The organism is Amycolatopsis albispora, from assembly GCF_003312875.1.
Lineage (GTDB): Bacteria > Actinomycetota > Actinomycetes > Mycobacteriales > Pseudonocardiaceae > Amycolatopsis > Amycolatopsis albispora.
The window spans coordinates 8,260,492-8,271,635 of the sequence record NZ_CP015163.1; the positions used below are offsets into that span (position 1 = coordinate 8,260,492).

Annotated in this window: 6 protein-coding genes; 2 read left to right on the top strand and 4 right to left on the bottom strand. The window is 69.1% G+C overall.

Annotated features, from left to right (window positions below):
- Window positions 1–689: 689 nt before the first annotated feature.
- Entirely contained in the window at window positions 690–2,297 is a 1,608-nt protein-coding gene (locus tag A4R43_RS38945; protein ID WP_113696671.1) for a DHA2 family efflux MFS transporter permease subunit, read from the bottom strand.
- Window positions 2,298–2,530: 233 nt separating this feature from the next.
- Complete coding sequence (locus A4R43_RS38950; RefSeq protein ID WP_113696672.1) at window positions 2,531–3,745, bottom strand: cytochrome P450; 1,215 nt, start codon at window positions 3,743–3,745, stop codon at window positions 2,531–2,533.
- Window positions 3,746–4,637: 892 nt separating this feature from the next.
- Between A4R43_RS38950 and A4R43_RS43060 the strand changes: the two genes are divergently transcribed.
- A complete protein-coding gene (locus tag A4R43_RS43060; protein WP_162788751.1) occupies window positions 4,638–6,149 on the top strand; it encodes a hypothetical protein in 1,512 nt (503 codons plus the stop codon).
- 19 nt (window positions 6,150–6,168) lie between these two features.
- Here the strand turns inward: A4R43_RS43060 and A4R43_RS38960 are convergent, their stop codons facing one another.
- The gene (locus A4R43_RS38960; protein WP_236808526.1) at window positions 6,169–8,028 is read right to left on the bottom strand and encodes an ABC transporter ATP-binding protein; all 1,860 of its coding nucleotides are present in this window, start codon (window positions 8,026–8,028) and stop codon (window positions 6,169–6,171) included.
- Window positions 8,025–9,668 carry an ABC transporter ATP-binding protein gene (locus tag A4R43_RS44315; RefSeq protein ID WP_113696674.1) on the bottom strand — a complete coding sequence of 548 codons (1,644 nt, stop codon included), beginning with the start codon at window positions 9,666–9,668 and terminating at the stop codon, window positions 8,025–8,027. The genes A4R43_RS38960 and A4R43_RS44315 overlap by 4 nt, the downstream gene beginning before the upstream one ends.
- Before the next feature lie 277 nt (window positions 9,669–9,945).
- On the opposite strand from A4R43_RS44315, the gene A4R43_RS38970 reads away from it, so the two are divergent.
- The gene (locus A4R43_RS38970; RefSeq protein ID WP_113696675.1) at window positions 9,946–10,980 is read left to right on the top strand and encodes a GDP-mannose 4,6-dehydratase; all 1,035 of its coding nucleotides are present in this window, start codon (window positions 9,946–9,948) and stop codon (window positions 10,978–10,980) included.
- Window positions 10,981–11,144: the final 164 nt, after the last annotated feature.

Sequence of the window (11,144 nt, forward strand, 5' to 3'; positions counted from 1 at the left end):
GGGGTGGCTGTGGCTGGGCGCCAAGGGAGTGGCGCCCGGTTTCGGTGGGTGCGGCCGGGCACTAGTGGGCGCGGTTCGTTCGGGGTGCTGGAGCTGGGCGCGGTGAACGGGCCTCGCCGGGGTGGCTGTGGCTGGGCGCCAAGGGAGTGGCGCCCGGTTTTGGAGGGTGCGGCCGGGTACTAGTGGGCGCGGTTCGTTCGGGGTGGTGGAGCTGGGCGCGGTGAAGGGGCCTCGCCGGGGTGGCTGTGGCTGGGCGCCAAGGGAGTGGCGCCCGGTTTCGGTGGGTGCGGCCGGGTACTAGTGGGCGCGGTTCGTTCGGGGTGGTGGAGCTGGGCGCGGTGAAGGGGCCTCGCCGGGGTGGCTGTGGCTGGGCGCCAAGGGAGTGGCGCCCGGTTTCGGTGGGTGCGGCCGGGCACTAGTGGGCGCGGTCCGTTCGCGGGTGCTGGAGCTGGGCGCGGCGAACGGGCCCGCCGGGATGGCCGGGACTGGGCGCCAAAAAGTGGGTGCGGTCCGCGGGTTGAGGGAGGCTGGGTGCCAGCGGGCGCAGCGCATTCGGGGGCTGGCGACGAATGAGCGTGCCAGCTGGGTGGTCGGGACTGGGCGCCAAAAGGGATGGCGCCCAGTCTCGGAGGAGGTGGCTCGGCGCCGAAGGGCGCCGCAGCGGGGTTGGTTGGGTGAGGCCGCGGGGGTTAGTGGGTGAGGATGACGGGCGGGTGCGAACCCGACCCCGAACCCGGACCTGCGCCTGAGCCTGGGCCCGAACCCGAGTCCGAATCGGCGGGGGAGTCGGGGTCTGCGGCCGGTGGCGCCGGGGGTGTGCGCGGGAGGAAGAGGGCTGGGACGAAGCACACGGCGATCAGCACCAGCGCCCAGGTGAACGTGGAGCCGAACGAGTCCGCGGCCAGTACGGCGGCCTGGTCGTGCGTAGCCGGGTTCATCAGGGCGGCGGTGGCGGCCAGCTGACCCTCGTTCGTCGGCACGCCGAACTTCCCCGCCAGCAGCCCGGCCAGGATGATCGACATCACCGCCGAGCCGATGGCGCCGGCGGTCTGCTGCACGATGTTCGCCGCCGACGAGGCTCGCGCGACCTTCTTCCGCGTCAGCGTCTGCAGCGCGGCGGTCATGATCGGCATCATCGTGCACCCCATGCCCATGCCCATCACGAACAACGCCGACAGCAGCTGCCAATAAGGCGTGGTCGCGCCGACGATGGTGAACATGACCATGCTGCCCACGATCAGCACCATGCCCGGCAGCACCACCTTGCCCGGCCCGATCTTGTCCGCCAGCCTGCCCGCGACCGGCATGGTCAGCATCGCGCCGATGCCCTGCGGCGCCAGCAGCAGCCCGGCCTCCAGCGCCGATTCCCCGCGCACCAGCAGGAAGTACGTCGGCAGCAGCAGCATGCTGCCGAAGAAGGCGATGCAGAAGAACGTGTTCGTCACCATCGCCACGGTGAACGTGCGGTTCCGGAACAACGTCAGGTCGACCAGCGGGTTCGGCACGCGCAGCGCGCGCACGACGAACCCGGCGATCAGCGCGATCCCGCCGAGGCCCGGCAGCCACACGCTGACCGCGGTGACCCCGCCCGCCGCCGGGATGTCCGACACGCCGTAGATCAGCGCGGCCAGCCCCGGCGAAAGCATCAGCATGCCGGGGAAGTCGAACTTCTCGGCGGGCTCCGGCTTGTCCGACGGCAGCAGCCGCCACGCCAGCAGCAGCGCGAGCACCCCGATCGGCACGTTGATGTAGAAGATCCACCGCCAGCTCACCGAATCGACCAGCCAGCCGCCCAGGATCGGGCCGCCGATCGGGCCGAGCAGCATCGGCACGCCGAGCACCGCCATCACCCGCCCGACCCGGTGCGGGCCGGCGGTTTTGGTCAGGATCGTCATGCCCGCCGGCATCAGCATGCCGCCGCCGAGGCCCTGCACCACGCGGAAGGCGATCAGCGACTCGATGTTCCAGGCCAGCCCGGCCAGCATCGAGCCGATCAGGAACAGGGTGATCGCCAGCAGGTAGAGCCGCTTGGTGCCGAACCGGTCGGAGGCCCAGCCGGTGACCGGGATGACCGTGGCCAGCGCCAGCATGTACCCGGTGGCGATCCACTGGATGGTGTCCAGCGAGGTCTTGAACTCCAGGGTCAGCGCCTGCAGCGCGACGTTGACCACCGTGGTGTCGAGGATCGCCATGATCGAGCCGAGCACCACGACCGCGGCGACCTTGAGCACCGCGCTGTCGAGTTTGTCGTTTTCCGGTACCGGGGCGGCGTTGTGCCCCGGGTGGGTGGTAGTCATCAGGGTCCGTTCGGGCGTGATCGAATGGCCGCGCGCCTGCGCGCGGCCGGAAGCCGGGAATCGCCGCCCGCTGGCCCCCACGACGCCCCGGGAGGACCCCGGGGCAGCTCACGGTCGGTGATTACGGTCGCGATGCTATGGGCGGGCACCGACAGAATGCGATCGGATTTGAGTCGCTTGTGCGCGCCGTCACGTTTTCACACGTGGAAAACGCGCGAAACGCCCGTGGCCGGTCACCAGGTGACGGGCAGCTCGTTCACGCTGTAAACCATTGCCGACGGGTTCCGGAATTCGAGTTCCTCCGGCTTCGCCGCCAGCTCGAGGGTCGGGATCCGCCGCACCAGCGTGCCCAGCGCGATCTGCATTTCCACCCTGGCCAGGAATTTCGCGATGCAGCTGTGGATGCCGTAACCGAAGGCGAGCGGGTTGCTGCCGCCGCGGGTCAGGTCGAGCCGGTCCGCGTCGGGGTACATCTCGTCGTCGCGGTCCGCCGACGACGTCAGCGCGATCACGCCCTCGCCGGCGCGCACGGTCTGCCCGGCCAGCTCCACGTCCTCGACCGCCACGCGCGCCACCCCGTGCTGCATGACGTTCTGGTGGCGCAGCAGTTCTTCGACGGCACTGACGGTGACGTCCGGGTCCTCGCGCAGCAGCTTCATCTGGTCCGGGTTCTGCAGCAGCGAAAGCACGCTCAGTGACAGCGAACTCGCCGTGGTGTCGTATCCGGCCGACAGCAGCATCATGCCGATGACCACGGCCTCGTTGCGGCTCAGCTCGCCTTTGCGGATCTGCTCGCTCGCCAGCCTGCCGAGCACGTCGTCGGTCGGCTTGCGTTCCTTGTCCGCGACCAGCTTGTTCATGTAACCGAACAGCGCCGCGGCCGACGCGTTGCGCGCCGCCGGGCTGGGATTGGCCTCGACCAGGGTGTTGATCCAGCGGCCGAAGGCGAGCCGGTCACTGTAAGGCACGCCGAGCAGGTCGCAGACCACCATCAGGGGAATGGGCCTGGCGAAGGTGGTGACCAGGTTGACCGGCTTCGGCCCGGCGAGCAGCTTGTCGATGTGCTCGTCGACGATCTGCTGGATCTCCGGGCGCAGCGATTCGGCGCGCTTCTTGGTGAACTGCCCCATGATCATCCGGCGGTACCGGGTGTGCTCCGGCGGGTCGACCGCGACGAAGGCGCCCGGCTGCGGGTCGACCGGGAAGTAGAAGCCCTTGGGGAAGCCCGGTGCGGCCACCTTGGAGCTGAACCGCTCGTCGGAGAGCACCAGCTTGACGTCGGCGTAGCGGCTGACCAGCCAGGCGACCTCGCCCGACGGCAGGGTGACGCGCACGATCGGTTCTTCCCGGCGCAGCCGCCGGTAGTCCAGCGGCAGGTCCAGCACGTGGTCGGCGTCGCGCGCCATCGGGAACGGGCAGGTCTGCTTCGCTGCGAGTGCTTCGTTCATGCGGCTGGCCCTACTTCTTCCACTCGAACCGGATGTGGGGCGTGATTAACCAACTTCGCCACGTGAGTGACTGTAATGAAACCGATACGCTGCGCATAACCCCTACGGCTCCCCTGTTCGCTCCGTTGCCTGGTCAGCGCGTTGGAACGGCGGGTCTGCGAAGGCGGCCGACACTGTCCTCAGTGGACGTCCGAGAGAGGGGAAGGCCCGGGGAAGGCGGGAGCGGTTCGGGACGACGTGGACTGCCTAGTGCCGTCATCCCCTGGAACCCTCCACTCGCCGTCGCGACACGATCGTTCCCCAGGCTCCGCCATCTTCGCGCGGATCGCGCTAGGGGATTTGCTAAGGCGCGGGGTCCCGGCGCTGTACCCGGAATGTATCGCCGTTGTACCCGGCTCGAACAGCCTCGAAGTTTGCCGGATGCGCGACCGGGTGCATCGGCGTCGGGAAAGGAGGTCCGATGGAGACCGCGGGACGGCCACTGGCCAGGTCGATGTTGTACTGCCTGTCGGGTGGGGCTTTGTCGGTGTTTTTTGTGCTCGCAGCCGCTCAGCAAGCGGAGGCTGCCCCCGCGAAGCAGAACGACAAGGGGCAGGTGAGGCAGGCGGCCCCGGACAAGTCTGACGATCGGGCGCGTCGGGCTCCTGCTGTGGGTGGCAAGGGTGGTTCGGGGGCGCCTGTTGATATTCGCAAGGTGCGTGAGTTGGGGAAGGGGTCGGAGGAGCGGCGTAGGGCTGAGGATCGGAAGGCTGGGGAGGAGAAGGCGCGCAAGGCCGAGGAGAGGAAGGCGGAGGAGCGGAAGGCTGGCGAGCGGTCGCGGCAGGGTGAGTCGCGTCGGGCTCCTGCGGTGGGGGGTAAGGGTGGTTCTGGGGAACCTGTTGATATTCGCAAGGTGCGTGAGCTCGGGAAAGGTTCCGAGGAGCGGCGCAAGGCCGAGGACCGGAAGGCTGAGGAAGAGAAGGCCCGCAAGGCCGAGGAGCGCAAGGCCGAGGAGCGCAAGGCTGGCGAGCGGTCGCGTCAGGGTGAATCGCGTCGGGCTCCGGCTGCGGGGAGTAAGGGTGGTTCTGGGGAACCTGTTGATATTCGCAAGGTGCGTGAGCTCGGGAAAGGTTCCGAGGAGCGGCGCAAGGCCGAGGACCGGAAGGCTGAGGAAGAGAAGGCCCGCAAGGCCGAGGAGCGCAAGGCCGAGGAGCGCAAGGCTGGCGAGCGGTCGCGTCAGGGTGAGTCGCGTCGGGCTCCTGCTGCGGGAAGTAAGGGCGGTTCTGGGGAACCCGTTGATATTCGCAAGGTGCGTGAGTTGGGGAAGGGGTCGGAGGAGCGGCGCAAGGCCGAGGATCGGAAGGCTGAGGAGGAGAAGGCGCGCAAGGCCGAGGAGCGCGAGGCGGGGGAGCGGTCGCGTCAGGGTGAGTCGCGTCGGGCTCCTGCGGTGGGTGGTAAGGGTGGTTCTGGGGAACCCGTTGATATTCGGAAGGTGCGTGAGCTCGGAAAAGGTTCCGAGGAGCGGCGTAGGGCCGAAGACCGGAAGGCCGAGGAGACACGGAAGGCCGAGGAGACACGGAAGGCTGAGGAGGCACGGAAAGCCGAGGAGCGCGAGGCTGACGCACGGAAAGCCGAGCGAGGGCGTGCTCCGGCCGTGGCCGGGAAGGGTGGTTCGGGGGCGCCTGTCGACCTGCGCAAGCTTCGTGAGATCGGGCGTGGTTCGGAGCAGCGGCGCGAGGCGGAGCAGGAGCAGCGTCAGGCCGAGCAAGCACAGCGCCAGGCTGAGCAAGCGCGACGCCAGGCTGAGCAAGCCCAGCAGCAGCCGACCGCGGCTCCTCGGCGCAGTCCGGCCGTAGCCGGCAAGGGTGGCTCGGGAGCACCCGTCGACCTCCACAAGCTTCGCGAGATCGGACGCGGCTCGGAAGAACGGCGAAAGGCGGAGGACGCACGACGCCAGGCTGAGCCCCCCTCGCAGGGGAAATGGCCCAGGTCGGTCGGTGTGTGCGCCAACGTCGGTGCGTCCGGTGGCGCGTCCGTTGGCGGGGGCACGTGCGCGGTGCTCGACGGCAAAGGCGGCGGCATCACCCGGAGCATGCGCGGCGGCGCCGCAGTCGGTGGGGGTGCGGACGCCAGCGTCGGTGTCCAGGCCTCGTCAGCCGACCTCGAGGGCCTGGCCGGTTACTCCGCCAACGGCACCGCCTCCGGGTCGATGGGCCCCGGCGTCGAGGGCTCGGCCGGGGTGAGCTTGGACGGCAACAACAACTGGACGGTCAGCGGCGGCCCGGCCTGGGGCGCGGAAGCGTCCGGCGGCGTGAACATCGAAAAGACCGAAGTGCACCGGCTCTTCAACTGGGAGGACCTGTTCCCCCAGCCGGTCGAACGGGTCATGGCTCCAGGGCCTGAAGGGAAACCCCACGCATGGTAGGAGCTACACACACCGGAAGCTACGAAATCAGGTCGACCGGCGTCGCGGACGAAGCCGCGTGCAGGCGGGCGTAGGTACCGTCGGCGGCCAGTAGCTCAGCGTGGGTGCCGCGCTCGATGAGGTGGCCGTTTTCCATCACCACGATCAGGTCCGCGTCACGCACGGTGGACAGCCGGTGCGCGATGACAAAGCACGTCCGGCCTTCGCGCAGGGAGCGCATCGCGTGCTGCACGAGCGCCTCGGTTTTGGTGTCGATGGAACTGGTCGCCTCGTCGAGCACCAGCAGCGACGGCCGGATCAGGAACGCCCTGGCCAGCGTGATCAGCTGCTTCTCACCGGCGCTGACGGTCGAGGTCTCGTCGTCGAGCACGGTGTCGTACCCGTCGGGCAGGGTGTGCACGAACCGGTCCACGCAGGTGGCCTTCGCCGCCGCGACCACCTCGGCGCGGGTCGCGTCCGGGCGGCCGTAGGCGATGTTCTCCGCGATCGTGCCGTGAAAAAGCCAGGCGTCCTGCGAAACCAGGCCGATGCGGGACCGCAGGTCCTCGCGGTCCATGCGCGCGATGTCCTCGCCGTCGAGCAGGATGCGGCCGCCGTCGAGTTCGTAGAACCTCATCAGCAGGTTGCCGAGCGTGGTCTTGCCCGCGCCGGTCGGCCCGACGATCGCCACCACCTGGCCCGGCGCCGCGGTCAGTGACAGCTCCTCGATCAGCGGTTTCCCCGGTAGGTAACGGAAACTGACCCGGTCGAAGACCACGTGACCGCGAGTGGGGCCGGGGCGCACCGGCTGCGAGACCTCGGCGGACTGCTCCTCGGCGTCGAGCAGTTCGAAGATCCGCTTGGCCGAGGCGAGCCCCGACTGCAGCTGACCGGAGAAGTTCGCCAGGTCCACGATCGGCCTGCTGAACATCTGCGAGTACTGGATGAACGCCTGCACGTCACCGATGGACAGCGAACCGCTCGCCACCCGCAGCGCGCCGACCACGGCGACCAGCACGTAGTTCAGGTCGGTGACGAACCGCGCGGCCGGTTCGATCATGCCGGTGATGAACTGCGCGCGGGAACCGGCGCGGTAGAGCGCCTCGTTGTGCTCGTCGAACTCCCGCTCGGCCAGCTCACGCCTGCCGAAGCCCTTGACCAGCGAGTGCCCGGTGTAGATCTGCTCGATGTGCGCGTTGAGCGAACCGGTGGTGCCCCACTGCTCGGCGAACCGCGGCTGCGCGCGCTTGCTGATCACCCACGCGATCACCGCCGCCACCGGCACGCTGAGCAGCAGGATCAGCGCCAGCGCCGGCGAGATCACCAGCATCACCGCGAGCACGCCGAGAATGGTGAACACCGAGTTGATCAGCTGGCCGAGGGTGAGCTGGAAGCTCTGCTGGAGGTTGTCGATGTCGTTGGTGGCGCGGCTGAGCACGTCACCGCCGGAGTTGCGGTCGAAGTGGCTCATCGGCAACCGGCTCAGCTTCGCGTCGACCTGCTTGCGTAGCCCGCGGACCACCCGCTGCACGATGGCCGCCACCAGCCGCCCGCGCCACAGCATGAACCCGGCGGCCACCAGGTAGACACCCAGCAGGACCAGCAGCACCACCCCGAGCGCGGCGAAGTCGACGCCCTCGCCGGGCACCAGGTCGGTGGTGCTGAACACGTTGGCCAGGGTGTCCCGGCCGTCCGCGCGCAGCTGCCCGATTACGTCCTCTTTGGACGATCCGGCCGGGTAGCCGCTGCTGACCAGGCCGGCGAAGATGAGGTCGGTGGCGTACCCGAGCAGTTTCGGGCCGAGCAGGTTCAGCCCGATCCAGGCCAGGCCGAGCACCACCACGGCGGCGATGAGCACCCGGTGCGGCCGCAGCAGACCGGCGAGGCGGCGGGCGGTCACGCGGAAACCAGGCCCTTGTCGAGCACGACCACCCGGTCGGTCCGCGCCACGCTGCTGGCGCGCTGCGTCACCAGCAACACGGTCGCGCCGTCGAGTTCGGGTTCCAGGCGCTCCCGCAACGCCGCTTCCGTCCGGTGGTCGAGCGCGGAGAAGCAGTCGTCGAGCAGGTAGATTTCGGGGCGGCGCAACAGGGTTCGCGCGATGGCGAGCCGTTGCCGCTGCCCGCCGGAGACGTTCGTGCCGCCCTGGGAGATCACCGCGTCCAGCCCGCCGTCCATGTTCGCCACAAAATCCCTCGCCTGCACCACATCCAGCGCGTGCCACAGCTCTTCGTCGGTGGCGTCCGGTTTCCCGTAGCGCAGGTTGCTCGCCACCGTGCCGGAGAACAGGAACGCCCGCTGCGGCACAAAACCGACGGTCCTGGTGAGCGCTTCGGCGTCCTGCTCACGCACATCGACCCCGTTGACCAGCACCGCGCCGCGCGTGACGTCGAACAAGCGCAGCGCGAGGTTCAGCAGGGTGGTCTTGCCGCTGCCGGTGCCGCCGACGATGGCCAGCTTCTCGCCGGGTTCGGCGACCAGGTTGATCCCGCGCAGCACCGGCTGTTCCGCGCCGGGATAACCGAATTCGGCGTCACGCAGCTCGAGCCTGCCCCGGCCGGCCGCGGGCACCGGGTGCGCGGGCTGCGTCACGCTCACCTCGGTGTCGATGACCTCCTGGATGCGCCCGGCGGACACCATCGCGCGTGGTGCGCTGGTGAACACCATCGTCACCATCACCACCGACATCACGATCAGCCCGAGGTACCCGAGCAGCGCGGTCATCTCGCCGAGCTGGAGCGTGCCGCCGTCGATGCGCCAGCCCGCCAGCCAGACCAGGCCGACGGTGAACACGTTCAGCACGATGATCACCACCGCCGGAATCGCCGCCATCAGCCTGCCCACGCGCAGCGAATGCCGGTACATCTCCTCGTTGGCGCTGCCGAAGCGCTCGTGCTCGCGGCGGTCGCGGACGAACGCGCGGACCACGCGCACCCCGGTGATGCGCTCGCGCAGCAGCCGGTTGATCAGGTCGATGCAGCGCTGCATGGCGGTGTAGACCGGGCCCATCCTGGCCAGCATCAGCACGATCGCCACGGCCACCGCGAGGATCAGCCCGATCATCACGAACCCCAGCGGCAGGTCCTGGTTGAACGCCAGCACCAGCCCGCCGACGCACATGATCGGCGCGATCACCGCCACGTCGAAGGTGGTCTGCACCAGGTTCTGCACCTGCTGCACGTCGTTGACCGTGCGGGTGATCAGCGAGGGCGTGCCGAAGCCGCCGACCTCGCGGGCGGAGAAGTCGAGCACCCGCCGGAACACCGCGGACCGCAGGTCACGGCCGACGCCGGCGGCGATCCGGGCGCCCAGCAGCGCCGCGGCGATCGCGGTGGCGATCTGCACCACGGCGACGGCCACCATCACCACGCCGGTGCGCCAGATGTAGGCGACGTCGCCCTTGACCACGCCGTTGTCGATGATCTCGGCGTTGAAGGTGGGCAGCAGCAGGGTGGCCACGGTCTGGCACAACTGCAGCACGAGCAAGGCCGCGATCCGGCGGCGGTAGGGCCGCAGGCGGGGCAGCACACTGGACAGCACAGCACTCTCCGGGTCGGCCGGGCGGAACCACAGTCGAACCCACGCAAACCCGCGAAATCCCTAGTCTTCGGTGGCGTCCGGGCGCGCTGGGAAATCACTAGTGTTCGCCGGTTGCCGGTCCGCGCGCGGCGGTCCGCGGGGCAGGGTAGCGGCGGCTGGGGAGGCAAGACTCGAACATTCCCTAGTGCCCGCGCGCCTACCGTGCAACCGCGGCCGGAGTCGAAGCGGCGGTGGGCGGAGTCGACCCGAAGTGCTGAGCGTAGTGGAGAGGGAGACGATGTCCAGGCGAGCTTTGATCACCGGGATCACCGGGCAGGACGGTTCCTACCTTGCCGAGTACCTGCTGAGCCAGGGTTACCAGGTGTGGGGCCTGATCAGGGGCCAGGCCAACCCGCGCAAGTCGCGGGTCAGCCGCCTGGTGGCCGATCTGTCCTTTGTCGACGGTGACCTGATGGACCAGGGCAGCCTGGTGGCCGCGGTGGACAAGGTGCAGCCGGACGAGGTGTACAACCTCGGCGCCATCTCGTTCGTGCCGATGTCCTGGCAGCAGGCGGAACTGGTCACCGAGGTCAACGGCATGGGCGTGCTGCGCGTGCTGGAGGCCATCCGGATGGTCAGCGGGCTGAACAGCTCGCAGCGGGTGGACGTGGGCAAGCAGATCCGCTTCTACCAGGCGTCGTCCTCGGAGATGTTCGGCAAGGTGGCCGAGACCCCGCAGAAGGAGACCACCAGCTTCCACCCGCGCAGCCCGTACGGGGTGGCGAAGGCCTACGGGCACTTCATCACGAAGAACTACCGCGAGTCCTTCGGCATGTACGCGGTGTCGGGCATGCTGTTCAACCACGAGTCACCCCGCCGCGGCGCGGAGTTCGTCACGCGCAAGATCACCCTCGCCGTCGCGAAGATCAAGCTGGGCCTGCAGGAGAAGCTGGAGCTGGGCAACCTGGACGCGGTGCGCGACTGGGGCTTCGCCGGTGACTACGTGCGCGCCATGCACCTGATGCTGCAGCAGGACGAGCCGGGCGACTACGTGGTCGGCACCGGCGAGATGCACTCGGTGCGCGACGCGGTGCGGATCGCCTTCGACCACGTCGGCCTGGACTGGCGCGACCACGTGGTGATCAACCCGGCGCTGGTGCGCCCGGCCGAGGTGGAGATCCTGTGCGCCGACACCACCAGGGTCAAGGCCGCGCTCGGCTGGGAGCCGTCGGTGAACTTCACCGAGCTGATGCAGATGATGGTCGACGCCGACCTCGCGCAGGCCTCGCGGGAGCACCAGTACGCCGACCTGCTGCACGCCGCCAACTGGTGAGCCCCGGTTTATAGGGAATTCCCAGCCGTTCCGCCGCGAGACTGCGTACATGGTGGTCTCAGCGCGCGACCAGGATCGAAGCCGTCGCCCGGAGTCCGCGGACCGGGCCGGTTGTCATGCCGTTCTTACCCGGCCGTCCGGTTGTCGAGATGGGTTGAGTTGAG